The sequence below is a fragment of the Rhodococcus jostii NBRC 16295 genome (genome assembly GCF_001894825.1).
Lineage (GTDB): Bacteria > Actinomycetota > Actinomycetes > Mycobacteriales > Mycobacteriaceae > Rhodococcus_F > Rhodococcus_F jostii.
Window position 1 is genome coordinate 1 of the sequence record NZ_BCWY01000080.1, and the last position, 26,435, is coordinate 26,435.

Genomic DNA, 26,435 nt, shown 5'->3' on the forward strand with positions numbered 1-26,435 from the left:
GGCAGGGGCGCCGGGACGGCGGCCACCGGCCGCGCGACGACGGGCCGGACGATCCGATCGCGGCGGGGTGCGTCCGAATCCCGGAGGTCCACGTCGTCGAGGTCAGTCACCCACCGCACCCGATGGTCCAGCCCACGCTCCTGCAGCTCGTCCCAGATCTCGTCGTGCCAGGTCGAGGGCTCGCCCCTGCCGAACGCCCGTGAGTTCGCGCTGACCCACACCACCTCCTCGGACGGGCGGCGGTCGGCGATGTCCAGCACGGTCAGCCAGTTCACGGTGGCCGTGTAGCCGTGCCGCTTCCTGTCCACATACGGGCGACGACGCTGCAATTCGCGCCCGGCGATCTCGAGGTGCGAGGCGTGCGCCGGCTCGATCACGTCACAACCCATCGCCTCCAGCTGCCGGGCGAGCGAGTCGACGTACCCGTCGGCCTTGGCCCGTGCGGCGTCCACGAACACCGACAGGTCGTCGCGGAGCCCGAGCCGGTCGTACATGCGCGCCTGGACGGTGAGGGCCTCGATCATCGCGACCGACTCCCGTTGGTACCGGTGCGCGACCTCGACGAGGACGAGTCGGGGCACGAGCACTCGGCTGCCCCGGTCGAGGGCGCCGCGGACGAACGTCTCGAAGCGCGCGTCCCGTGTGACGGCCGAGGTGTCGAGAACAATCAGCATTGATCGATTCTCACCGAACGCGACAACCGCGCCAGAGAAGTTGCTGAGTCGTTACCGAAACACCCCGATCGGCGGCATCGCACCACCGGTAGGGGCGTTGCCCGGCGGTTGCCCTAGTGGATCTTGAAGATCACCGCGCGCTGCACGACGAAATTGATGACCGTCGCCGTGCCCTGTGCGATGACGAACGCGAGCGGCAGACGCCACCATTCGTCGGGGAATGCGTGGTACATCACCCAGTTGAGGCCCACCTGGACGGCGAACGTGACCGCGTAGAGGATCACGACGGCCACGAAGCGGGCCCGGCTCGGTTCGGCCTTGAACGTCCACCGGCGGTTGATCAGGTACGCGGTGGTGGTGCCCGCGATGAAACTGATCGACTTCGCCACGTTCACGGGGAGCCCGACCACCTGGAACAGCAGGAAGTACAGGCCGAAGTCGACGATCGCCGACAGTCCGCCGGTCAGGACGAAACGGACGATCTGCGTCTTCAGGTCCAGTGCGTCGTCCGCGATGTTCTCGGTGACAGGGATCTCGACGGGGAGCGGAACGTGAGGTTCGTGCTCGTGACTCGGCTGGGTTTCTGACACGACGACGAGGCTAGCGCCCCGTGAGTACTTGTTAACCGCCCGCGGTGGATAAGTACGCACGGGCCCGCAGGGCCGGCGTCCGGGTACCCTCTACCTCGATGTCCACGACAGCAGAAGAGACGCCCACCCAGGCGCTCCCCACACAGACCCGCACCCTCACCGGCTGGGGACGCACCGCGCCCACCACCGCGCAGGTGCTGTCCACTCCCGACGTGGAAGTGATCGCGCGAGCGGTTGCCCAGGTCGCGGAGCAGAACGAGTCGAAGCCCGCTCACCTGCAGCGTGGGGTGATCGCCCGCGGCCTCGGCCGCTCCTACGGCGACCCGGCGCAGAACGCCGGTGGCCTGGTCATCGACATGAATGCGCTGAACCGGATCCACCGCATCGACCGCGACACCCACCTCGTGGAGGTCGACGCCGGCGTCAACCTGGACCAGCTGATGAAGGCGGCCCTGCCGTTCGGCCTGTGGGTCCCGGTGTTGCCGGGCACCCGGCAGGTCACCATCGGCGGCGCCATCGGCTCCGACATCCACGGCAAGAACCATCACAGCGCCGGCAGCTTCGGCAACCACGTGGTGTCGCTGGACCTGCTGACCGCCGACGGCAAGGTGCGGACGCTGACGCCGAAGGGCGGCCGCAACGACCCCAAGGGCGCACTGTTCTGGGCGACGATCGGCGGCATGGGCCTGACGGGCATCATCCTCAAGGCCACCATCGAGATGACGCCCACCGAGACGGCGTACTTCATCGCCGACGGCGACGTCACGGGCAGCCTCGACGAGACGATCGCCTTCCACAGCGACGGTTCCGAGGCGAATTACGAGTACTCCAGCGCCTGGTTCGACGCCATCGCGGCGCCGCCGAAGCTGGGTCGCGCCGCGATTTCCCGTGGATCGCTGGCCAAGCTCGACCAGTTGCCGGCCAAGCTGCAGAAGAACCCGCTCGCGTTCGACGCGCCGCAGCTGCTGACGTTCCCGGACGTCTTCCCGAACGGCCTGGCCAACAAGTACACGTTCGGACCGATCGGCGAACTCTGGTACCGGAAGTCCGGCACCTACCGCGACAAGGTCCAGAACTTGACGCAGTTCTACCACCCGCTCGACATGTTCGGGGAGTGGAACCGCGCCTACGGCTCGAACGGCTTCCTGCAGTACCAGTTCGTGGTGCCGACGAACGCCGTCGACGAGTTCAAGGCCATCATCCGCGACATCCAGAAGTCGGGGCACTACTCGTTCCTCAACGTGTTCAAGCTGTTCGGCGAGGGCAACCAGGCGCCGCTGAGCTTCCCGATCCCGGGCTGGAACGTGTGCGTCGACTTCCCGATCAAGGCCGGCCTCAACGAGTTCGTCACCGAACTCGATCAGCGCGTGCTGAAGTTCGGCGGCCGCCTCTACACGGCCAAGGACTCGCGGACCACCGCCGAGACGTTCCACGCCATGTACCCGCGGATCGACGAGTGGATCGCCACCCGCCGCAAGTACGACCCCACCAATGTCTTCGCCTCCGATATGTCCAGAAGGTTGGAACTCTAGTGATCAACGCTGTCGGGAACCCCCAGACTCTCCTGCTGCTCGGTGGCACCTCCGAGATCGGTCTCGCCATCTGCGAGGAGTACCTGAAGAAGGCGCCGATGCGGGTGATCCTGGCCGCGCTGCCCGGCGACCCCGGTCGCGACGCCGCGGTGGCCCAGCTGAAGGCCGCGGGCGCCAATGCCGTCGACGTCATCGACTTCGACGCCGTCGACACCGAAACCCACCCGAAGGTCATCGACCAAGCGTGGGCGAAGAGTGACGTCGACGTCGCCATCGTCGCGTTCGGCCTGCTCGGCGACGCCGAAGAACTGTGGCAGAACCAGCGCAAGGCCGTGCAGATCGCCGAGGTCAACTACACCGCGGCCGTCTCGGTCGGCGTCCTGGTCGGTGAGAAGATGAAGGCGCAGGGCTTCGGCCAGATCATCGCCATGTCGTCCGCCGCCGGTGAGCGCGTGCGCCGCTCCAACTTCGTGTACGGCTCCACCAAGGCCGGCCTCGACGGGTTCTACCTCGGTCTCGGTGAGGCGCTTCGCGAGTTCGGTCCGCGCGTCCTCGTCATCCGTCCCGGCCAGGTCCGCACCCGCATGTCCGCGGACGTGAAGGAAGCCCCGCTCACCGTGAACAAGGAAGACGTGGCCAAGCTCGCCGTCGCGTCCGCGGAGAAGGGCAAGGATCTCGTCTGGGCGCCCGGCGCATTCCGGTACGTGATGATGATTCTGCGGCACATCCCGCGACCGATCTTCAAGAAGCTGCCCATCTAAGCTTCCCCCTCGTGACGGAAGCAGACGTAGCACCGGCCCGACGGTCCCTGTCGACAGCTGTCGAAATGCTGCTGGGGGCCGTCGTGGCCGCAGTGGTCGCGGCGGTCGGACTGTTCGCGTTCGCGCGCGTGCAGTGGCCGGCGTTCAACTCGTCCAACGTGACCCAGGCCGTCACCACCGTCGGCCAGGTGGTGGCCATCGCCGGTATCGCGGTGTCCGTGGTGCTCGTGCGACTGCACCGGGCTCCGCGGTTCGCCCGGCTGCTGTCGTGGGCGAGTCTGTCCGGGTTCGTGACCGTGACCCTGGGACTGCCTCTCGCCGCGACCAAGCTCTACCTGCACGGCGTGTCCGTCGACCAGGAGTTCCGCACCGAATACCTCACGCGGCTCACCGACTCGGCGACGCTGCGCGACATGACGTACGCCGACCTGCCGCCCTACTACCCCGCCGGCTGGTTCTGGTTGGGCGGGCGCGTCGCAAACCTCCTCGGCACGGCCGGCTGGGAAGCGTTCAAGCCGTACGCCATCGGATCACTCGCTGTCGCGGCCGTCGTCGCACTCGTGCTGTGGAGCAACCTGATCCGCCACGACCTGGCGATCGTCGTGTCCCTCGCGACCGCGGCACTCGTCCTGGCCTACGGATCACCCGAGCCGTACGGCGCCGTCATCACCCTCCTGATCGGCCCCGCACTCGTCCTCGCCTGGGGCGGCCTCAATCGGGTGGACGGACGCGGAGGGTGGGGCGCGGTGATCGGCACCGGGCTGTTCCTGGGACTCGCCGCCACGTTCTACACGCTGTACCTCGGACTCGCCGCCTTTGCGATCACGCTGCTCGCGGTGCTTGCGGCAGCCCTGCGGATCCGTGCGCAGAAGTCCTGGCGCGCAGCGATCGACCCGCTGGTCCGGCTGATCGTGATCGCCGCAGTATCCGGACTCCTCGCACTCACCGTCTGGCTGCCGTATCTGCTGAAGGTCGTGGGGGGTTCACCGGCGGCCTCGGGAACCGCGCTGCACTATCTGCCCGAGGCGGGAGCGCATCTGCCGCTGCCGATGATCCACTTCTCCCTCACCGGCGCACTGTGCCTGCTCGGCACTATCTGGCTCGTGGCCCGCGCGTCTTCTTCGCGGCGAGCCCAGGCACTCGGCGTCGGGGTGGTCGCCATCTACCTGTGGTCGCTGCTGTCGATGGCGGTCACCGTACTCGGCAGCACCCTTCTCTCGTTCCGGCTCGAGCCCGTGCTGATCGTCCTGCTCGGCGCGGCGGGCGTCTTCGGATTCGTCGAATTCGCAGGATGGCTCATCCTCGCGACCAGCGACAACCCGCGCGTGAAGTGGGCGGTCGTCGTGATCGGCGCGCTGGGCGCACTGTCCTTCGTCCAGAACATCCCGAAGTTCCTCGACTCCGACATCGCCGTCGCGTACACCGATACCGACGGCAACGGCGAACGCGCCGACCAGCGTCCACCCGGCGCCGCCGCCCACTACGCGGCAGTCGACGAGCTGATCCAGGCGCAGGTCCCCCGCGACCGCGACGACACCGTCGTCCTGACCGCCGACACCAGCTTCCTCAGCTTCTACCCCTACCTCGGGTTCCAGGCGCTGACGTCGCATTACTCGAATCCCCTGGCAGACTTCGCCGGACGCGCGCAGACCATCGCCGACTGGAGCGAACTCGACACCCCCGACCAACTGGTGGCCGCACTCGACTCCGCGGAGTGGCGGGCACCCGACGCGTTCGTGTTCCGTCAGGGTCCCGACGGGTACACGCTGCGCCTCGCCGAGGACGTGTATCCCAACGATCCCAACGTCCGCCGCTACACCGTCACGTTCCCGAAGGAACTGTTCGACGACCCGCGATTCACGGTGTCGGAGACCGGACCGTTCGTCGTCGTCACAAGAAACTGATCGGTCTGTTCGCGTTTACTTCGCCCTGCTCGCGGGAACTCCGCACCCAATCAGGGAGGCGGGCATTTTCCGCCCCCCGAGGGGAATTGTCGGTTCGTCGCGAGGAGCGGTCATGCCGGATGTTGTGGAGCCTCGACGTGCCGGTGGCGGTGCCGAAGACCATCTTCTCGGCACCGCCGACGGTGAGGGGGTCGTGCATGCCGGACTCGCCGTGACGATCGGAGCGATCATCGGTGTCTACGTCGGGCACTGGGCGCTTTTCGTGATCGCGTTGCTCGGTGCCGCCGTGTGGATCGCGGGCGACATCGTCATCCATGTCAGTCGACAAAGGTCGCCGGACATCAGTCCGGCGACCCCTGTCAGGCACCCTGTCGGGCGGGCTGCCTAGTTGAGCTTCTGCGGCACACCGTAAGTCATGACGGTGTCACCGTTCTCCGTCACGGCCATTGCGTACGGACGGATGGTGACCGGCCCGATAGCACCGGAGATGGAGCCATGAACTCCCTGCATCCTGACCACAGCGGCCGATCCGTCGAACTCCTGACCCTCGAGGATCGGAACAGTGGTGATTCCACCGGGCTCCAGGTCGATGTCGAGTTCCTGCGACGGAATGATGTCACCGGCGAGTTCGACGTTGGTTCCTGCATTCAGGCCCAACGTGAAGTCCGGGACGAGTCCCAGGTCGATTCCGTTGCTCGAGCCGATCGCGAACCCGAGTCCGGGCGTGTTCAGGACGATCGTCGCGCCGGCCAATGCGACCGGATAGCCGATCTGATAACCGACGGTGAGCTGAGTGCCCTCGAACTCCTCCGAATTCGGCCCGGTGATGGCGACCCCGGCGTAGCCGTTGTGGAAGAACTCCACACTGGTGGGTACGCCGTCCAGCGGCGGTACCGTCTGATACACCGTGTCGCCCTGCACGACTTCGATGCGATTTCCCTTGGAATCGATCACGGAGCTGGAATTGTCCACGCCGGCCGACGCGGTGCCATTTCCCATGACCATGGCGAGCGCGGCGATGCCTGCGACTGCCACCGAGCGTGTAAACCGTTTGTACCCAAATCGAGATGTGCTGATGTCCGTCATGCCGACCCCATTCAGAGTGCACTGCAACCGATACGAAAAAGCATGCTGAGCGTAACCAGTGGGGCAGGACAATATCCCTGTATTGATCAGAAGTTCACAAATCAACTTGATGTGACGCACGCAACAAACAGCGGATCGCAGCCCAGGAACCTCTCAGCGACCTCCGGTACCCTCGGTCGATTGACATCGACCCGAGAACCGGAGGCGCTGCTGCGTGACTGAGATACTCACCCAGGTCGAGACCACTCGGCCGGCAGAGAGCACCAGCACCACTGCTCGCCCTCTCCGCTCCCGCATCCGGCCGCACCCGGCCGACGTCGCGGCGGTCGTCTTCTACGTCGGCCTGGCCGCATTCGTGTTGGCACGCCAGTGGAAACACCTCGGGACCGGCTATCTGGTCCGTAGCGGCCAGGACCAGACGATGTGGGAGTGGTTCTTCGCCGTCGCCGCACGATCGCTGGTCCACCTGGAGAATCCGCTGTCCAGCGACCTCCAGAACTATCCGCTCGGCGTCAACCTGATGGGCAACACGGCGATGTTCGGCATCAGCATCCCGCTGGCGCCCGTCACGCTGCTGTTCGGGCCGAACGTCACGTTCACACTCGCACTCACACTTGGCCTGTCGGGCACCGCAATTGCCTGGTACCGGGTGTTCTCCCGGCACGTGGTGTCGTCACGATTCGCGGCCGCCGTCGGCGGTGGCCTGTGCGGTTTCGCGCCCGCCCTGATCTCGCATACCAACGGGCACCCCAATTTCGTCGCATTGTTCCTGCTGCCGTTCATCGCACTGGCCGTGATCCGGTTGGGCAGCGGCGTGCGCCCAGTGCGCGACGGCATCGTCCTGGGTCTGCTGATCGCTTATCAGATCTTCCTCGGCGAAGAACCCCTGCTGATCTACGCATTGGCGTTCGCGGTCTTCGGTTGTGCCTTCGCGGCATCCCGCCCGCGGACGGCGTTCGCGGCGGCCAAGCGCAGCATCAAGGGGTTCGCGGTCGCGGGCGGAGTCGCGCTGGCCATCGCCGCGGTGCCCCTGTGGTGGCAGTTCTTCGGACCCGACAGCTACCGGGCGATCGAGCACGGACCGGTCGGCAACGACACCGAATCATTCACGAGTTTCCCCACGTCTTCGCTGGCCGGCGAACCGGGGTCCGCCGAGTTCAGCATGAACGCGACCGAGGAGAACGCGTACTTCGGCTGGCCCCTGCTGATCCTCCTCGGCCTGTCGGCCCTGTGGTTGTGGCGCATGCCCCTCGCTCGCGCCGCGGCCGCGACGGTCGCCCTGATGGGTGTCCTGTCGCTCGGAACGTCACTGACCATCGGTGGCTGGGACACCGGAATTCCCTTGCCGTGGAAGCTGATTTCCCACCTCCCCCTCCTCGAATCCGTGCTCGAATCGCGGTTCGCGATGGGCTGTCTGCCCGCCGCCGCACTGCTCCTCGCACTGGGCACCGACCGCGCCCTGGCGTCCGCTCGCGAAGGCCAGCGGACCACCACCCTGCTGTGGGTGGGCTGGCTCGCCGTGGCGCTGCTTCCGCTGGCCCCCACGCCACTCGCGGTCGTGCAGCGCGACACCGCGCCGAACTTCTTCGCCGACGGCACGTGGCGGGACTACGTCACCGACGGTTCGGTCGTCACGGTGCCGCTCCCCTCCCCGGAGAACGCGCGGATGCTGCGGTGGCAGACCGAACAGGATCTCGCATTCCCCATCGCCGGTGGGTATTTCGTCGGGCCGGCCGGCAGTGAACAGCGGGGCAAGTACGGGCCCGACGACCGCCCCACCGCCCTGCTCCTCGCCTCCGCCCAATCGTCCGGACAGGTGCCCGCCATCGACGACGCGACGAAGGCGCAGGCGCTGGCGGATCTGAAGTTCTGGAACGCCGACGTCCTGGTGCTACCGCACACCCAGAACGACCGCGTGCTGCGCGAGACGGTCCGTCAGCTCGTCGGGTCTCCCGCCAGGTCCGTCGACGGCGTGTGGGTGTGGGATGTGCGGGCGCTGACGTAGGAAACATATACCGCGTCAATGGCCTTCGGCCCCGTGAGTACTTGTCAACCGCCCGCGGTTAACAAGTACTCACGGGTGGCGGAGCCACAATCGCCTAACATCGTCCTGTGCCATCACAGCCGTCGCCGCCCGACCTTCGCAGCATCCGCACTTCCAGGCTCGTCGCGATCGTCACCGGTCTGATCGGTTTCGTTCTCGCGCTGGCCACCCCGTTCCTGCCGGTGAAGCAGGATGCCGCGTCGATCGACTGGCCGCAGGGCGGCACCCTGAACAGTGTCGAGGCACCGCTCGTCTCGTACACACCGCTGGACATGCAGGTGAGCGTCCCCTGCTCGGCCTTCGCCCAACTCGGGTCCGACGGCGGCACCGTCGTCTCGACGCTCCCGAACCGGGCACCCGACTTCGAGAAGAACGGCCTCGTCGTCAGGTCCGGCGCCGACGGCACGGTCCACGTGTCGATTCGCGGCATGTCGCTGATCTCGGCGACCGCCGCGGACCTCCAGGGCTGCACCGGACTCACCGTCACCTCCGACTACCAGCGGACGTCCGCCGAGGTCACGGGCACCGCGGAACCCGTCACCGCTTCCATCGAGGGCGATCAGCGCCCGCAGATGGTCGGCCTGTTCACCGACCTCGAGGGTGCCGCGCCGGCGGGGTTGAACGTGCACGTCCACCCCGACTCCCGGTTCTCGTCGAGCCCCACCCTCCTCAAACTGCTGGCGATGATCGTGTGCGTCCTCGCGACGCTGACGTCGCTGTACGCGCTGCACCGGGTCGACGGCATCGACGGTCGACGCGCCCGCCGCTTCCTGCCCGCGCACTGGTGGAAGTTCACCGGCGTCGACGCCGTCGTGATCGGGACGCTGCTGCTGTGGCACGTGGTCGGCGCCAACACCTCCGACGACGGCTACCTCCTCGGCATGGCCCGCGTCTCGGAGCATTCCGGGTACATGGCCAACTACTTCCGCTGGTTCGGCGTCCCCGAGGCGCCGTTCGGGTGGTCGTACGAACTGCTCGCGGCGCTGGCGAAGGTGAGCACCGCGAGCATGTGGATGCGGCTGCCGACGCTGCTGGCGGCCCTCCTCTGCTGGATGGTGATCAGCCGGGAGGTCATCCCCCGGCTCGGTGTGGCCGTGCGCCGCAACAGAACTGCCCTCTGGACCGGCGGCCTGGTCTTCCTGGCGTTCTGGCTGCCGTACGACAACGGTTTGCGCCCGGAACCGGTGATCGCGCTCGGTGCCCTCCTCACGTGGTGTTCGATCGAGCGCGCCATCGCCACCGGACGACTGCTGCCCGGTGCGGTCGCCGTGCTCATCGCCGCGTTCTCGCTCGCTGCCGGACCGTCGGGCCTGATCTGTATCGCCGCCCTCATCGCGGGTGCCCGGCCGATCCTGCAGATCGTGATGGCGCGCGGCCACCGGGTCGGATTCGCGTCCCAGATCCTGCCGATCCTCGCCGCGGGAACCGTGGTGATGGTGGCCGTCTTCGCGGATCAGACGCTGGCGACGGTGCTCGAATCGACCCGGGTGCGCACCGCCCTCGGCCCCAACGTCGCCTGGTTCGACGAGCGGCTGCGCTGGGATTCGCTCATGGGGATCTCGCCGGACGGTTCGCTGGCCCGCCGATTCGGCGTGTTCGTGATGCTGCTGTGTGTGGTGGTCTGCGTGATGCTGATCCTGCGTAAGGGGAAGGTGCCCGGGACCGCGATCGGACCGTCCCGCCGCATCCTCGGCATCGTGTTCGCGTCGCTGCTGCTGATGATGTTCACGCCCACCAAGTGGACGCACCACTTCGGTGTGTACGCGGGCCTCGCGGGCTCGGTGGCGGTGCTCGCCGCGGTCGGGGTGGGGGCCGCGAGCATCCGGTCCAAACGCAACCGCACCCTGTTCGCCGCGGGCGTCCTGTTCATCCTCGCGGTGGCGTTCACCGGCTCCAACGGCTGGTGGTACGTGTCCAGCTACGGCGTCCCCTGGTGGGACAAGCCGCCGATGATCGCCGGCAAGGGCTTCTCCACCCTCTTCCTGGGCCTCACGGTGCTCACCCTGCTCCTCGCCGCCTGGTACCACGTCCGCGAACCGTACGAGAACGGCACGAAACCCAACGGCAAGCGCGCCCGGATGCTCGCGCCGTCTCCGCTGACCGTCGCGGCCGGTGCCGTCGTCCTGTTCGAGGTGCTGTCGCTGCTCAAGGGCGCCGTCGCGCAGTACCCCGGGTACTCCATCGCGAAGGCCAACATCGAGTCGGTGACCGGCGGCACGTGCGCCCTCGCCGACGAGGTTCTCGTCGAAACCGACCCGACCGCGGCCCTGCTGCAGCCGCTCACCCCCGTCACCGACCCGAACGGCGCCGGCGCCTTCGCCGCGACCACGGCGGAGGGTTTCACCCCCAACGGCATCGCCGACGACCTCACCGCCGACTCCGAGAAGATCGCCACCGGCGGCGCCAACACCGTCGACACCGAGACCGATGAGACGACGACGGGCACCAGCTCCGGCACCGGCGGCGGCACCGAGGCCACCGCCGGCGTCAACGGCAGCACCGTGACGCTGCCGTTCGGCCTCGATCCCGCCCGCACCCCGGTTCTCGGCAGCTACCAGTCGGGCGGGGAGCAGAAACCCGCCGCCCTCACCACCGGCTGGTACGGACTGCCCGAGCGCAGCGACGACGCACCGATCCTCACCCTCTCGGCCGCCGGACGCATCCGGTCGGTCGATGCCGACGGCGTCGTCACCCCCGGTCAGAGACTGAAGGTCGAGTACGGTGTCACCGGTCCCGACGGATCGGTCACCGCGCTCGGCACCGTCGACCCGATCGACATCGGGCCGTCGCCGTCGTGGCGCAACCTGCGTGTGCCGCTGGATCAGCTCCCCGCCGAGGCGAACACGGTCCGGCTGGTCGCGGACGACCCGGACACCGACCCGGGCCAGTGGCTGGCGGTCACGCCGCCCCGGCTGCCGAAGATGCAGACGCTGCAGACCGTCGTCGGCTCCAGCGACCCGGTGCTCCTCGACTGGGCCGTCGGGCTCGCGTTCCCGTGCCAGCGACCCTTCGACCACCGCTACGGCGTCGCCGAGGTCCCGGAGTGGCGGGTGCTGCCCGACCGCATCGGCGCCGAGTCCACGAACGCCTGGCAGGACAAGTTCGGCGGCGGGCCGCTGGGCTGGACCGACCAGCTCCTGTCGGCGAGCACCCTGGCCACGTACCTGTCGAACGACTGGGACCGCGACTGGGGCTCGCTCGAGCAGTACACACCGCTCGACGAGTCGGCGACACCGGCGCACGTGGAGTCCGAACAGGTGACCAGGTCGGGTACCTGGTCGGCCGGACCGGTGCGCTACCAATAGGCAGGGCTCTACCGTCTGGTAGCCACGGATATGCCTCCTCAGGTTCCTGACATACCATCGACAACCGTGCCCGACGCTCTGACAACTCCCGTCTCCGAACCCGAAGCCTCTTTGCCGCCTGCTCGCCAGGACCGGCGGAGTGAGTTCCGGACCGCTCGTCTGGTTGCCATCGTCACCGGCCTCATCGGGTTCGTGCTGGCAGTGGCCGCCCCGTTCATGCCGGTCCAGCAGACCACCGCGGCCGTGAACTGGCCGGAGAACGGCGTCGTCGGCGACGTCGAGGCTCCGCTGATGTCGCAGGTACCAGTCGACCTGTCGGCGACCATTCCGTGTTCCGCGGTGGCCCAACTGCCCCCGCAGGGCGGAATCCTGCTGGCGACGGCGCCCGCGCAGGGCGAGGGTGCGGCGCTGAACGCGATGTTCGTGCGCGTGTCCGACAAGTCCGTGGACGTGCTCGACCGCAACGTGACGATCGCGACGGCACCGCGCGAACAGGTGCAGTCGAGCGCCTGCTCCGAGATCCGCATCACATCGAACATCGACGCGACGTCCGCCGAGTTCGTCGGCCTCACCACCCCGACCGGCGTCCCCATCGCCGGCTCCCTCACGGGCGACCTCCGTCCCCAAGTGGTGGGCGTGTTCAGCGACCTCCGCGACGGGGCGGCGCCGGCGGGCCTGTCGTTCACGATGAACGTCGACTCCCGGTTCTCGTCGAGTCCCACGATCATCAAGCTCGTCGCCATGATCGTGGCCCTCCTCACCACGGCCATCGCCCTGGTCGCCCTCGGCCGCCTCGACGGCACCGACGGGCGCGGGCACCGCAACTTCCTCCCGTCGCACTGGTGGAAGTTCACCGGACTCGACACGCTCGTCGTGGGCACGCTGGTGCTCTGGCACTTCATCGGCGCCAACACCTCCGACGACGGCTACCTGCTCACCATGGCCCGCGTCTCCGACCACGCCGGGTACATGGCCAACTACTTCCGCTGGTTCGGTGTGCCCGAGGCGCCGTTCGGCTGGTACTACGACGTCCTCGCGGCGATGGCGAAGATCTCGACGGCCAGTCCGTTCATGCGGCTGCCCGCGCTCATCGCCGGCATCCTGTGCTGGATGGTGATCAGCCGGGAGGTCGCTCCCCGCCTCGGCCGGTCCGTGCGGCGGAACAAGGTCGCGTTGTGGACGGGCGGCCTCGTCTTCCTGTCGTTCTGGCTGCCCTTCAACAACGGCCTGCGGCCCGAGCCCATCGTGGCGCTCGGCGCCCTGCTCACGTGGTGTTCCATCGAGCGTTCCATCGCCACCGGACGTCTCCTCCCCGCGGCTGTCGCGGTGCTGATCGGCGCGTTCACTCTGGCGGCCGCCCCCACGGGCCTCATGTGTGTGGCTGCCCTGCTCGCCGGCGCCCGCCCGCTCGTCCGCATCGTCGTCAAACGCCACCGCCAGGTGGGGACGCTGCCGCTACTGGCTCCGATCGCGGCCGCAGGAGCGATAGTCCTGGTGGTCGTGTTCGCCGACCAGACCCTGGCCACCGTCATGGAGGCCACCCGGGTCCGCACCCTGATCGGCCCGAACCTCGAGTGGTACAAGGACTTCCTGCGCTACTACTACCTGTTCGTCCCGACCGTCGACGGGTCCGTGGCGCGCCGCTTCGCGTTCCTGACGATGATCCTGTGCCTGCTGACGACACTGTTCATCCTGTTGCGCCGCAAGCGGATTCCCGGCGCCGCCACCGGCCCGTCCTGGCGTCTGCTCGGTGTCGTGTTCGGCACGATCTTCTTCATGATGTTCAACCCCACCAAGTGGACCCACCACTTCGGGGCGTACGCGGGTATCGCCGGTTCACTGGCCGCACTCACCGCCGTCGCGGTGTCGGCGTCCGCGCTGCGGTCGCGCCGCAACCGCACGATCTTCCTGGCCGGGCTGCTGCTCATGCTGGCCCTGACGTTCGCAGGCATCAACGGGTACTGGTACGTCTCGAGCTACGGCGTGCCGTGGTTCGACAAGCCCGTCTCCATCGGTGGGCGACAGTCCAACACGTTCTTCCTCGTCCTGTTCGGACTGGCCGTCGCACTGGCCGCCTGGCAGTACCTGCGCGAGGGATTCGCTGCGCCACCCGTCCGCGCGAACACCGAGAAGGGCAGGCGGATCAGGAAATTCGCTGCCGCCCCGCTCACCGTCATCGCCGGCATCATGGTGCTGTTCGAGGTCCTCTCCCTCCTCAAGGGCGCCGTCTCGCAGTACCCGGCGTACTCGCTGGCCCGCTCCAACTTCGACTCCCTGACCGGTCAGACGTGCGGCCTCGCCGAGGACGTCCTCGTCGAAGGCGACACCAACGGCGGAAACCTCACACCCCTCGCCGATCCCGGGCAGCCGCTCGCGAACCCCGCCGACCCGCTCGGCGGCGCGAACCCCGTCGGCTTCTCCCCCAACGGGGTGCCGTCCGACCTGACCGCCGACTACGTCGAGGTCAAGCAGGGCATGGGCAACACCGACAATCAGAGCGTCGGCCCCAGCTTCGAAACCGGATCGAGTGCTGGAACCAGCGGCGGCACCGGACGCGTCGGCGTCAACGGCAGCGACGCCAAACTGCCGTTCGGACTCGATCCCGGCACCACCCCCGTGATGGGCAGCTACCAGGAAGGCGTCCAGGAACCGGCCACACTGTCGTCCAGCTGGTACGCACTCCCCGAACGCAGCGACGACACCCCGCTGATCGTCATGTCGGCAGCAGGACGCATCTGGTCGGTCGACCCCACCGGTGCCCTCACCTACGGCCAGTCGCTGCTCCTCGAATACGGCAAACGTCAGCCCGACGGCACCGTCCAGGCCCAGGGCACCTACCTGCCCAAGGACATCGGGCCGGCACCGTCGTGGCGCAACCTGCGCGTCCCGATCGGCGAGCTGTCCCCCGACGCCGACGCCGTCCGGATCGTCGCCAACGACCCCAACCTCACCGGCGACCAGTGGCTCGCATTCACCCCGCCGCGGGTACCGAAGCTCGAGACCCTCAACTCGACGATCGGCAGCTCACAGCCGGTGCTGCTGGACTGGGCGGTGGGCCTGCAGTTCCCCTGCCAGCGTCCGTTCGACCACCAGTACGGCGTCGCGGAAATGCCCAACTACCGCATCCTCCCCGACCGCCCACTGGCCGTCAGCTCCACCGACACCTGGCAGTCCGCGGAGAACGGCGGCCCCCTCGGGTTCACCGAGCTCCTCGCCAGCGCCACCGCCATCCCCACCTACATGCGGGACGACTGGGGGCGCGACTGGGGCTCCCTCGAACGCTTCGACCGGTACTTCCCGAACGCCACCGCGGCCACCGTCGACACCGACACCGCAACCCGCTCGGGACTGTGGAACCCCGGCACCCTGCGGGTGTACGACAGCCCGTAACGGTTCCGCTCGGCTCGCGTCGGTGCGGGCTTGCGTCGCGCGCTCGGCTTGCGTCGCGCGCTCGGCTTGCATCGCCCGCTCGGCTTGCATCGCCCAATGTGACATTCGTTCCGTCTGACTGAACGAATGTCGCATCGGGCGCCGCGACGGGCGGTCCGACACGACGGAAACGGGTGCTCCGCGGTGGAGTTGTCCACAACTTCCCGTCCATCCACAGGGCAATTTCCGACATGGGCTTTCCGGCGACGGGCCGATTCGCCCACGGCATGCTCGGACCCATGCGAAGAGGAACCTGGGCCGAAGACCCTTCTGCGATAGCCGCCGTCAGCCGGGACGGGGTGATCCGCGCCGCCACCCTCGAGCGACTCGGCGTCGCGAAGGGCACCATCTCCTCGCGCTGCAACGACGGCGGTCCCTGGCAGCGGATCCTCCCCGGCGTCGTGCTGCTGCACAACGGGCCACCGACGACGCTGCAGCGCAATCTCGCGGCCCTTGAATACGGCGGCCCGGACGCGCTGCTGTCGGGGCACGCCGCCCTGGCCGCGTTCGGCTACACCGCTTCGGCGTCCAGGAACGACGTGCTACTGCTCATCCCGTCGTCGCGGCATCGCCGGGACTGGTCGTACGTGAAGGTCGAGCGCACCTGGCGCATGCCCGAACCGGTCCACCGGGGCCTCCTACGCCTCGCCCCGCCGGCGCGCAGCCTCCTGGACGCCGGACGTCGCACCGTCCAGGCGGACAGCTGCCGTGCACTCCTCGCCGGCGGCATCCAGCGCGGCGACGTCACGGTCGACGAACTCGCACGCGAACTCGCGCAGGGCAGCGACCGCGGAAGCCGCCTGCCTCGGGCGGTCCTGCGGGATCTGAGCGACGACGCGCATTCCGTCGCCGAGGTCCACGCGCAAAGGCTGTATGCGACGAGCGGGCTGCCGCCGATGCGGCACAACGTGGACGTGCTGTCAGCCGCCGGGCTGTGGATCGCGCGACCCGACGGCTGGCTGGACGACGTCGCCGTCGCCTGGGAGATCGACTCGCTCAAGTACCATTTCTCGCCCGAGTTACATGAGGCGACGGTCCGGCGGCGGGCACGGATGCAGCGCGAGGGGATCATCGTCGTGACGCATCTGCCCAGGCAGATTCAGACCGACCCGTCGACGGTTCTCGCGGATCTGCGCGCCGCGTACTCGCTGGCCGCGTCACGCCCGCGGCCGCCGGTATTCGTCCACACCGAGCCGAACCTGCGGTCGGCATGAGTCCCCGCCGCGCCCGATGTGGCATCGGTGCAATCGCACTGTGCGACATCGGGCGAGCCGGGGAAAACGAACTAAAGGGGCATCAGGTCGTGCTTGCGCGGGTTGCGCTGCACCTTCTTGTCGCGCAGCATCGTCAGCGCCTTGCGGATCTCGAGGCGGGTGGTCGCGGGCTCGATGACCGCGTCGATGTACCCGCGCTCGGCGGCGATGTACGGCGTCGCGATGTTCTCATTGTAGAAGTTGATCAGCTGCCGGCGCACCGCGGGAGCGTTCTCACCCGCAGCCTCGATCTGCCGGCGGCCGATGAGGTCGACAGCGCCCTCGGCGCCCATCACCGCGATCCGGGCGGTGGGCCACGCGAAGTTGATGTCGGCGCCCAGCTGCTTCGAGCCCATCACGGCGTAGGCACCGCCGTACGCCTTGCGGATCACGACCGTCACCTTCGGCACCGTCGCCGTCACGAACGCGAAGATGAACCGGCCACCGCGCTTGATGACGCCGATCCGCTCCTGCTCGAGGCCCGGGAGGAATCCCGGGGTGTCGACCGCGAACACCAGCGGGATGTCGAAGGCGTCGCAGATACGGATGAAATGAGCCGCCTTGTCGGACGCCGCAGCGTCGAGCGCACCCGCCGCCACCAGCGGCTGGTTGGCGATCACTCCGACAGTGCGACCATCCACCCGGGCGAAGCCGGTGATGATGTTCAGCGCGACCTGCCCGCCGATCTCGTGGAACTCACCGTCGTCGAAGATCCTCAGCAGGATGTCGTGCATGTCGTAGCCGGCGTTGTCGGCGTCCGGGATGAACGTGTCCAGATCGCGGTCCGACGCCGTGATCTCCGGTTCGAGACCCGGGTTGACGACCGGCGGCTTCTCCATGCAGCTCGACGGCAGGAAGCTGAGGTACTCGCGCACCCACTGGAACGCCGCCTTCTCGTCCGGCGCGACGTGGTGCAGGTTGCCGTACTGGGCCTGGTTCCGGGCGCCGCCGAGTTCCTCGAGGCTGACGTCCTCGCCGGTGATCTTCCGGACCACGTCGGGTCCGGTGACGAACATGTACGACTCCTCGGTGGCCACCAGGACGTCGGTGTTGATCGGTGCGTAGACCGCGCCGCCCGCGCACTTGCCGAGGATCATCGAGACCTGCGGGCACATGCCGGACAGCGGCTCCTGCCGGCGGCCGAGCTCCGCGTACCAGGCCAGCGAGGTCACGGCGTCCTGCACCCTGGCTCCGCCCGAGTCGTTGATGCCGACGCAGGGGCAGCCGATCTTGGCGGCGAACTCCATGATCGCGGCGACCTTGCGGCCGAACATCTCACCGACGGAACCGCCGAACACGGTCTGGTCGTGCGAGAACACCGCGACGGGGCGACCGTCGACGGTGCCGTGGCCGGTGACGACGCCGTCGCTGTAGAGGGCGTTCGGGTCACCGGGCTGACGCATCAGGCCGCCGACCTCGATGAAACTTCCCGGGTCGAGCAGCATGTCGATGCGTTCGCGCGCGCTCGGGATGCCCTTCTTCGCACGCTTGGCAACAGCCACGTCGCCCGCGGGTTCCTTTGCCAGTTCGAGCTTTTCGCGCAGTTCGGCAAGCTTCTCTGCGGTGGTGGTGGTCACTGATGCGCTCCGGTTCCGGCGGCCTGGATCGCCGACAGCTTCTTGGTGAGGTCGGCACCGACCTTCGAGATGTACGGCTCGTCGACGATCTGGATGTGATCGCCGCCCACGTGGATGATCTCCAGGTTCTTCACCGCGTCACCCCAGCCGCCGTCCGGCTTGCGGGTCTTGAACGCGGGCTCCAGGTTCATCACGTCGTCGTGGTAGCGGTCGGCCATGTACAGGACGACGTCGCCGTCGTACTGCTCCAACTCGGCGGTCTGGATCGCCCGGTTGTCGAGCCACGACGTCCGCTGGTGCTCGATGATCCCGCCCGGAATCTTCGTGCCGCTCAGCTTGAGCAGTTCTGTGAGGATCTTGATCTGCTCCTCGTCGCTCTCCGCCGCCGCGAGCTTGTCGTACGGCAGTGGGTAGTCCACGTTGTATGTCTTCTTCGCGAATGCGGCGTACCGCTGCCAGCGCTTACGGATCTCGTCGGGAGTGTCCTCGACCTTCTCCCCGGCCATCACCGTGTCGATCAGTCCGACGATCCGGACGTCCGCACCCGACTCACGGAGCAGCTTCGCCACCGCGTATGCCAGCACGCCGCCCAGCGACCAGCCGTACAGCACGTACGGTCCGTCACCTTGGATCTCGCGGATCAACGGCAGGTACTCGGCCGCCCGGACGTCGATCGGCCCCTCCGTGCGCTCGAACCCGTACATCGGCGTGCCCGCGGGCAGACGCTTCAGCAGCGGTTCGTACGCGACGGTCGACCCACCGGCCGGGTGGAACACGAACACGGGGACGGCGTCGGATCCCTCCGGGCGGGGCCGCAGTGCGCGGACCAGCCCGTCGATCTTGCCGGAGTCCTCGAGGAATCCGCGCACCACGTTGGCCAGTTCCTCGATGGTGGTGGAGTCGAGGACGTCGTCGAAGGTGATCCCACCGTTCGCGCGTTCCGACAACCGGGCCGCGAGCTTCTCCGCCTGCTCGTCGTTAAGGATCGGCAGCGTGTTGAAGATGCCCTTGGCGGACTCACCGGTGACGACGGCCCACGTCGCGAACGTCAGGCGCTCGGCCGCGTCGCGCGGCGGAACGTCGGAACCGCTCCCGTCGGCGAACGCTTCCGTGCTGCCCGTCTCGGGCGCCTCCGCGGTCTCCGGCACCGGGGTGTCCGCGATGATCGCCTCGGCCTCCGCCTCCACCGAGGTGTCCTCGGCGTCGAGCGTGGACTCGAAAACACCCTCGGCCTCAGAAACCTCCGTATCAAGGTCGGCCTCGGCGGCCTCGGCTGCGTCGGCTGCCTCCTTCTCGGCCTTCTGCTGGTCCGCCAGCGCCTGCACCTCTTCGCGGTTCTCGACCGCGTAGCGCAGGTACTTGGCTACCTCCATCAGGTTGGCATCCTTGACGGCCTGCAGCTGCAGCTGCGGGATGTCGAACTCGTACTCGACACGATTCTTGATGCGGACGGCCATCAGCGAATCGAGGCCCAGCTCGATGAGCGGGATCTCGGCGGGCAGATCTTCCGGTGCGTAGCCCATCGACTCGGCGACGATCAGCGCGAGCCGGTCTTCCAGCGTCTGCGAACCGTTCCGATCCCACTTGTCGCCGATGTCCTCGACGACCTCCGGCAGCTCCTCCACCGGGGAGGTGGATTGCACGGGTGCCGTGAGGACGGGTTGGGGCAGAGCCTCACCGGACGTGACGGCGGCGTCGAACAGCAGCGTGAAGGTCGCGCCGCTCTTCGCGTGGACCTGCAGCGACGCACCACCCGGATGCGGATTGAGCGTGGTGGTGAGCGTTCCCTCTGCGGGAACGTGAGCGTGCAGGACGGACGCGGCGAGCGTCACGTCCGACAGCACCTGGGACGCGGCGGCGGTGACCAGAGCGGGCAGGTCGGTGACCGCACCGGCCTGGACCTCCCACACGTGGCGGCCGTCCGGCAGCGACACGTGCGCGCCCGGGACACGGGTGTTGCCGCTCGAGTCGATCCGGGTCTCCACCCAGTACGGCTTGCGGATCCACGCGGTGCGCGGAACGGCGGCGAAGTCACCCTCGGGAAGCAGCGACGACAGGTCGACGGCGTGCCCGTGCACGTACAGCTGCGCGAGTGCCGCGAGGACACCGAGCGGCTCGTCCTCCTTGCGCTTGAGCGTCTGGATGAGCTGCATGTCGTGCAGCCCGGCGTCGAAGGCGGTGGCCGCCACGGACATCAGGGCCACCGGGTTGGGCGCCAGCTCCACGAACGTGGTGTGCCCGCTGCCCACGGCGAGGCGGACCGCGTTGGTGAAGTAGACGCTGTGGCGCAGACCCTTGGTCCAGTACTCCTCGCGGTGGATCGGCTCGTGGCCGGCGCGGTAGTACGTGTCCTGGTCGACCGAGGAGTACACGCCCAGCTTCAGCTTGGTCGGCTCGATGCCTGCCAGTTCCGCGGCCAGCTCGCCCAGCAGCGGATCGACCTGCGAGGTGTGGCTGGCGCCCTTCGTCTTGAGGACGCGGGCCATCTTCTCCTCACCCTCGGCGCGCGCGACGATGGCGTTGACCTCGGGCTCCGGCCCACCGATCACGGTGTGCGTCGGGGCCGCGTACACGCAGACCTCGAGGTGCGGGAAGTCGGTGAGGACGGTCTCGATCTCGGACGCGCTGTACTCGACGAGCGCCATCAACCGGATGTCGTCGCCCTCGAGCGTGGCCTCGGCCTCGCCCATGAGCCGGGACCGCGCGCAGATCACCCGCACGGCGTCCTCGAGCGGCAGGCCGCCCGAGATGTACGCCGCCGCGGCCTCACCCATCGAGTGGCCGACGACGGCCTCGGCCTCGGCGCCGTGGTGACGCAGCAGCGCCGCCAGGCCGATCTGGATGGTGAAGATGCCGACCTGAGAGGTCTCGACGTCGTAGTCGATCGCGTCGTCGAGGAACTTCTCCTTCATGGAGTAGCCGGCCTCGTCCTCGATCAGCGCATCGACCTCGTCGATGGCCGCGGCGAAGACCGGGTTCTCCTGATAGAGCTGCTTGGCCATCTTGCGGTGTTGCGAACCGAAGCCCGACAGAACCCAGACGGCGCCCTTCGACGACGGCGAGTCCGCGGAGAACACACCCTGCCCGGGCTTGCCGGCGGCGACGGCGCGCAGACCGGTGATGGCCTCGGCGCGGGTCTTCGCCAGCACGGCGGCACGCGAGCGGCCGTGGTTGCGGCGCGCGAGAGCGCGGGCGACATCGGTGAGCGGCGTGGTGCTGCCCTCTTCCGTCTCCAGCCAGTCGGCCAGTTCCGCGGCGGCACGACGGCGCCGCGACGGCAGCGCACCCGACACCGCGAGAACGACCGTCGGCTCAATGGTCTCGGCCACCGATTCCTGGCCGGGAACCACTTCCTGGGCGGGAACCACTTCCTGGGCGGGAACGACGCCGTCGACGGGCTCGGCCGTGTCGTCGACGGCAGGGCCGGTGTACTCGCGCACGACGACGTGCGCGTTGGTGCCACCGAAACCGAATCCGGACACACCGGCGACGGCGGACCCGGTGTAGCGCGGCCACGCCGCGCCCTCCGGGATGACCTGCAGGTGCGCCTTGTCGAACGCGATGTACGGGTTGGGTCCGGCGAAGTTCAGCGTCGGCGGCAGGGTGTCTTCCTGCATCGACAGCACGACCTTGATCAGACCCGCGGCGCCGGCGGCGGCCTCGAGGTGACCGAAGTTGGTCTTGGCCGAACCGAGCAGCGCCGGCTTGTCGTCGGCGCGCCCACGACCGACGACGCGTCCGAGCGCGTCGGCCTCGATGGGATCGCCGAGGATGGTGCCGGTGCCGTGCGCCTCGATGTAGTCGACCCCGGCCGGGTTGATGCCCGCGTCGCGGTAGGCGTGCCGCAGGACGTCGGCCTGCGCATCGGGATTGGGTGCCGCGAGACCGTTCGAGCGACCGTCCTGATTGACCGCGCTGCCGGCGATGACGGCGAGGATCTCGTCGCCGTCACGCTCGGCGTCCTCGAGACGCTTGAGGACGACGAGACCGCCGCCCTCGGCGCGGATCATGCCGTCTGCGTCGGCGGAGAACGCCTTGATGCGGCCGTTGGGGGCCATCACACCCAGCTGGTCGAAGCCCAGCGTCGCGGGTGGGGCCACGAGCATGTTGACGCCGCCGGCGAGCGCGAGATCCGACTCACCGGTCCGCAGCGAGCGCACCGCCTGGTGCACCGCCACGAGCGACGACGAGCACGCCGTGTCGAGGGCGATGGACGGTCCGCGGAAGTCGTAGAAGTAGGAAACGCGGTTGGCGACGATGGACGTCGACGTGCCGGTCAGTGCATACGGGTGCGCGTGGACGGGATCGCTGACCGCGAGCAACTGGTAGTCGTTGGCCGAGCTGCCGATGAACACACCGACCTGCTCTCCCTTGAGGTCGCTGGCCGGGATGCGGGCATGCTCGAGCGCCTCCCACGTCAGTTCCATCGCCAGACGCTGCTGCGGATCGACGTTCGCGACCTCCAGCGGGGACATCGCGAAGAATTCCGCGTCGAAGGTCTTCACGTCGTCGAGGTAGCCACCCTGGGTGTTGGCCTTCTCGACCGCGGCCTTGATCTGCGGGTCGGAGGTGAACTCCTCCCAGCGGCCCTCGGGCAGGTCGGAGATGCCGTCGCGGCCCTCGGCCAGCATCTGCCACATCTCGGCAGGAGTCTTTCCCGCCCCGGGGAACCGCGACGCCAGGCCGACGATCGCGATGTCGTGTGCGTCGGACGTCGTCGCCGACGCGTAGTACGCGGCGTCGGCCGAGTCGTCGGGCTGCTCGGGTTCGCCCTCGATGATGCGGGTGGCCAGCGACGCGATGGTGGGGTGCTGGTACGCGACCGTCGCCGTGAGCGTGACACCGACCAGTTCCTCGATCTCGCCGCTGAGTGCGACGGCGTCGCGAGACGACAGACCGAACTCTTCCATCGGGCGGTCGTCGGTGATCTGACCGACCGGTTGCCCGGTTGCGTCGGCAATCCAGTTACGCAGCCAGTCGCGCAGCTGCGCGACCGTCATGTCACCTGTGCTGCCGGTGACATTCCCCGTCGCTTCGCTCGCCCCGACCCGGTCATCATCTTTTTCAGCCATCAACTCACCAAGCTACCTGTCAGGAAGTGGACTATTCGGAAACGCTATCGGGGAACGCCGTCTGCGTGTATCCGCCGCGCAGGGTGCCTTCGATGTAGCTCGCCTTGCACGCGCGGCGGGCGATCTTGCCGCTCGACGTGCGGGGAATCGAGCCCGCGGGCACCAGCAGGATGTCGCGCGCGGTGATCCCGTGCCTGCTCGACAGCGCAGCCCGCACCGTGTCGGCGACGGGCTGGGGCTCTGCCTTACCCGCACCCGGTGCGCGCTCGGCGACGATCACGAGCTGCTCCGAGGAGTCGTCCGCGTCGTAGTTCAGGCCCGAATGGGTGTTCTCGAACACGACGGCGGGCAACTGGTTGGCCGGGACCGCGAACGCGGCGACGAAGCCGGGACGCAGCGCCCCGCTGGCCTCCTGCGCCGAGAACTCGAGGTCCTGCGGGTAGTGGTTGCGGCCGTCGACGATCACGAGGTCCTTGACGCGGCCCGTGATGAACAGCTCGCCGTCGATGTAGACGCCGTAGTCGCCGGTACGCATCCAGTTGGCGTCGTCGGGCGTGCCCTCCGCGTGGCTGCCCTCGGCGAGCCGGTTGGTGAGCTTGTTGTGGAACGTCTCGGCGGTCTCGTCGGTACGGCCCCAGTACCCGATGCCGATGTTCTCGCCGTGCAACCAGATCTCACCGACCCGGTCGGCGGGCTGCTCGATGCGGGACTCCGGGTCGACGATCGCGGCCCACTGGCTGCGCGCGACGTACCCGCAGGACACCTGCGGGATGGCGTTCTCGGCGTCCTGGTCCACCTTCACGACGCGGCCGGCGTTGAGTTCGTCGCGATCGACGTAGATGACGCGGGCCTCGTCCGAGTGCCTGGTGGCAGACACGAACAGGGTGGCCTCGGCCATGCCGTACGACGGCTTGATCGCCGTCTTCGGCAGACCGTAGGGCGCGAACGCCTCGTTGAACTTGCGCATCGACGACGTGGTCACCGGCTCGCTGCCGTTGATGAGGCCGATGACGTTGCTGAGGTCGAGGCTCTCCCCGTTCTTCGGCAGACCGCGGGCGGCCGCGTGCTCGAACGCGAAGTTGGGTGCAGCCGCGAACGTGCCCGCACCGTCGGACACGGCTGCGAGTTCCTTGATCCACCGGTACGGCCGCTGCACGAACGCGCGCGGGCTCATGATGGTGATGTACTTGCCGCCCAGGGCGGGCAGGATGACCGTGAGCAGACCCATGTCGTGGAACAGCGGCAGCCAGGTGACGCCGCGCGAGTTCTCGGTGAGCTCGATGGAGTCGACCATCTGCAGGGCGTTGGTGCCCACGGCGCGGTGCGTGATCTCCACACCGGCGGGGACACGGGTGGAGCCGGACGTGTACTGCAGGTACGCGATGTCGTCGAGATCGATCTCGGGGCGCACCCAGGATTCGCCGACGCTGTCGGGGATGGCGTCGACGGCGATGATGCGGGGACGCTCGGCTGCCGGGAGGGACCGGAAGAACTGCCGAACACCCGCGGCGGAGGAGGTGGCCGTGAGGATGGCGGCAGGCTTGCAGTCGCTGAGGACGGCGTGCAGGCGGTCGGTGTGGCCGGGTTCGTCGGGGTCGAACAGGGGCACCGAGATGGTTCCGGCGTGGATGGCGGCGAAGAAGGAGATGACGTAGTCGAGACCCTGCGGCGCCAGGACCGCGACACGATCGCCGGGCTTCGTGACCTGCTGGAGGCGGGCCGCGACGGCGCGCAGCCGGTGACCGAACTGTTCCCAGGTCAGCTCTTGCGCTTCGCCGTCTCTGTCCCGCGAATAGTCGATGTAGCGGTATGCCAGCTCGTCCGAGTTCTCCCGGGTGTGCCGCTGGACGTAGTCGACCAGCGTGCTTCCCGAGTCGAGCCTGATATGGCCCTTCTCGTCGATAAAATCATCGAACTTCGCGTTCATTCCATCTCCTCCGAAGCGATCACACAGGCATGCCACCGGCATGACTGCGCCCCAGACTTCCTTCGCCGAATCGGATCTTGTACAACTCGCGGGAAACGACGTAACACGCCACTCACCCGAATAAGTTCATCGAGTCCAAACCATCGATATGTTACAGATTGGCATCGCCGCCCTCAGTACGCTGCGTCTACTCGCCCTTCAGTTGCGAGATGATCGGCGCGAACGCATCCATCTGTGTGGGGAACACACCGACGTAAGACATTGTCGTCTTTTCTCGCACCATACGTATCTGATCCGCGATCTCCTCGAAGCTTCCGATCGCAAGATACGGCGAGCTCAGGATGTCTTCGACGGACAGCTTCGTGTCGACCTCGATGTTCGGCGGGAAGCCCTGGTCGAGGGCCGCGAGCGCCATCTCGGCGGTCTGCTCCCGGTCGTCGGTGATGACGATGGTGGTGATCGTCCAGTTCAGTTCGATGTCGTCGAACCGGTCACCGGCAGCTTCCCGGATCCGGTCGACTCGTTCCATCGTCTTCTCGAGCGTGACCCCCGACAGCAGGAGCTTGCCTTCCTTGCTGGTGGGCGTCGCCACGGAGATGATGTCGGCGTACTTGGCGGCGAGCGCGAGCATCTTCGGGCCGCCACCGCCGACGGCGATGGGGGGACGCGGACCCTGCCGCGGCCGCGGGCTGCCCGTGAGCCCCTTGATCTGGTAGTACTTGCCTTCGAAGTTGCACTCCTGGCCGCGCAGCAAAACGTCGAGGATCTGCAGCGACTCCTCGAGCTTGGCGATCCGGACGCCCGGGCGTTCGTACTCGATGCCGCCCTTGTCGAACTCTTCCTTCATCCAGCCGGCGCCGATGCCCAGCTCGAGGCGGCCACCCGACAGCACGTCGATGGTGGCGGCGTCCTTGGCGAGAATCGCCGGATGCCGGAAGCCGTTGGCGAGCACCGCGGTGCCGAGGCGGATCTTGTCGGTGGCGACCGCGAGCGCGCCGAGGGCGGCGATCGGGCCGACCTGGTTGCCCAGGTGGTCAGGGATCATGAAGCTGTCGAACCCGAGTTCCTCGGCCTTCTGCGCAAGCTTGACGAACCGACGCGCGCCGCCCTCGTCTGCGTTGCCCTCTCCGCCTGCCGCGAATCGGAACTTACGCAACGAGCTGGCGTCGGAACTCATGAATAGCTTCTCCTGTGGTGAAACGCCCCCGTTCAGGACGTGAACATCGGTGGGTCGGGCACCGGTGGTGCCGCAACAGTGCAGCACTCTACCGGTGCCGAGAA

General features: G+C 67.9%; 15 protein-coding genes. 8 read left to right on the forward strand and 7 right to left on the reverse strand.

What is annotated here, in order from left to right; genetic code table 11:
* Together RJ1_RS34705 and RJ1_RS34710 are read right to left on the reverse strand one after the other, a co-directional pair.
* Positions 1 to 674, reverse strand: a 674-nt coding sequence (locus tag RJ1_RS34705) for a PIN domain-containing protein (RefSeq protein WP_073366972.1), incomplete at its 3' end; no start/stop codon positions are given.
* Positions 675 to 787: 113 nt separating this feature from the next.
* Entirely contained in the window at positions 788 to 1,264 is a 477-nt protein-coding gene (locus RJ1_RS34710) for a GtrA family protein (RefSeq protein WP_073366973.1), read from the reverse strand.
* A gap of 98 nt (positions 1,265 to 1,362) precedes the next feature.
* Here RJ1_RS34710 and dprE1 point away from each other — a divergent pair, with 98 nt between their 5' ends.
* The 4 genes from dprE1 (at position 1,363) to RJ1_RS34730 (ending at position 5,849) form a co-directional block, all read left to right on the forward strand.
* On the forward strand, positions 1,363 to 2,796 hold the full coding sequence (dprE1, locus tag RJ1_RS34715) for a decaprenylphosphoryl-beta-D-ribose oxidase (protein WP_073366974.1): 1,434 nt from the start codon (positions 1,363 to 1,365) through the stop codon (positions 2,794 to 2,796).
* A complete protein-coding gene (gene dprE2, locus RJ1_RS34720) occupies positions 2,796 to 3,557 on the forward strand; it encodes a decaprenylphospho-beta-D-erythro-pentofuranosid-2-ulose 2-reductase (protein ID WP_073366975.1) in 762 nt (253 codons plus the stop codon). Before dprE1 ends, dprE2 begins: the two co-directional genes overlap by 1 nt.
* A gap of 11 nt (positions 3,558 to 3,568) precedes the next feature.
* Positions 3,569 to 5,461: a galactan 5-O-arabinofuranosyltransferase gene (locus RJ1_RS34725; protein WP_174695058.1), complete on the forward strand. Its 1,893-nt coding sequence runs from the start codon at positions 3,569 to 3,571 to the stop codon at positions 5,459 to 5,461.
* A 112-nt stretch (positions 5,462 to 5,573) separates the two neighbouring features.
* Entirely contained in the window at positions 5,574 to 5,849 is a 276-nt protein-coding gene (locus RJ1_RS34730) for a hypothetical protein (RefSeq protein ID WP_073366977.1), read from the forward strand.
* Here RJ1_RS34730 and RJ1_RS34735 read toward each other — a convergent pair.
* The gene (locus RJ1_RS34735) at positions 5,846 to 6,547 is read right to left on the reverse strand and encodes an MspA family porin (protein ID WP_073366978.1); all 702 of its coding nucleotides are present in this window, start codon (positions 6,545 to 6,547) and stop codon (positions 5,846 to 5,848) included. The genes RJ1_RS34730 and RJ1_RS34735 overlap by 4 nt on opposite strands.
* A gap of 214 nt (positions 6,548 to 6,761) precedes the next feature.
* On the opposite strand from RJ1_RS34735, the gene RJ1_RS34740 reads away from it, so the two are divergent.
* The 4 genes from RJ1_RS34740 to RJ1_RS34755 all read left to right on the forward strand — a co-directional run bounded on the left by RJ1_RS34740 (position 6,762) and on the right by RJ1_RS34755 (position 16,539).
* Positions 6,762 to 8,552 carry a glycosyl transferase gene (locus tag RJ1_RS34740; protein ID WP_073366979.1) on the forward strand — a complete coding sequence of 597 codons (1,791 nt, stop codon included), beginning with the start codon at positions 6,762 to 6,764 and terminating at the stop codon, positions 8,550 to 8,552.
* A gap of 107 nt (positions 8,553 to 8,659) precedes the next feature.
* A complete protein-coding gene (locus RJ1_RS34745) occupies positions 8,660 to 11,896 on the forward strand; it encodes an arabinosyltransferase domain-containing protein (protein WP_073366980.1) in 3,237 nt (1,078 codons plus the stop codon).
* Between the two features lie 66 nt (positions 11,897 to 11,962).
* A complete protein-coding gene (locus tag RJ1_RS34750) occupies positions 11,963 to 15,286 on the forward strand; it encodes an arabinosyltransferase domain-containing protein (protein ID WP_073366981.1) in 3,324 nt (1,107 codons plus the stop codon).
* A 278-nt stretch (positions 15,287 to 15,564) separates the two neighbouring features.
* Positions 15,565 to 16,539, forward strand: coding sequence for a hypothetical protein (locus RJ1_RS34755; RefSeq protein ID WP_073367016.1), 975 nt, complete (start codon positions 15,565 to 15,567; stop codon positions 16,537 to 16,539).
* 71 nt (positions 16,540 to 16,610) lie between these two features.
* Here the strand turns inward: RJ1_RS34755 and RJ1_RS34760 are convergent, their stop codons facing one another.
* The 4 genes from RJ1_RS34760 to RJ1_RS34775 all read right to left on the reverse strand — a co-directional run bounded on the left by RJ1_RS34760 (position 16,611) and on the right by RJ1_RS34775 (position 26,331).
* Entirely contained in the window at positions 16,611 to 18,155 is a 1,545-nt protein-coding gene (locus RJ1_RS34760) for an acyl-CoA carboxylase subunit beta (RefSeq protein WP_073366982.1), read from the reverse strand.
* A complete protein-coding gene (gene pks13 / locus RJ1_RS34765; protein WP_073366983.1) occupies positions 18,152 to 23,155 on the reverse strand; it encodes a polyketide synthase Pks13 in 5,004 nt (1,667 codons plus the stop codon). Before pks13 ends, RJ1_RS34760 begins: the two co-directional genes overlap by 4 nt.
* Positions 23,156 to 23,258: 103 nt before the next feature.
* Positions 23,259 to 25,154 (reverse strand): long-chain-fatty-acid--AMP ligase FadD32, encoded by a 1,896-nt coding sequence (gene fadD32, locus RJ1_RS34770; RefSeq protein WP_073366984.1) that lies wholly within the window; start codon positions 25,152 to 25,154, stop codon positions 23,259 to 23,261.
* Between the two features lie 187 nt (positions 25,155 to 25,341).
* Positions 25,342 to 26,331 (reverse strand): LLM class F420-dependent oxidoreductase, encoded by a 990-nt coding sequence (locus RJ1_RS34775; protein WP_073366987.1) that lies wholly within the window; start codon positions 26,329 to 26,331, stop codon positions 25,342 to 25,344.
* Positions 26,332 to 26,435: the final 104 nt, after the last annotated feature.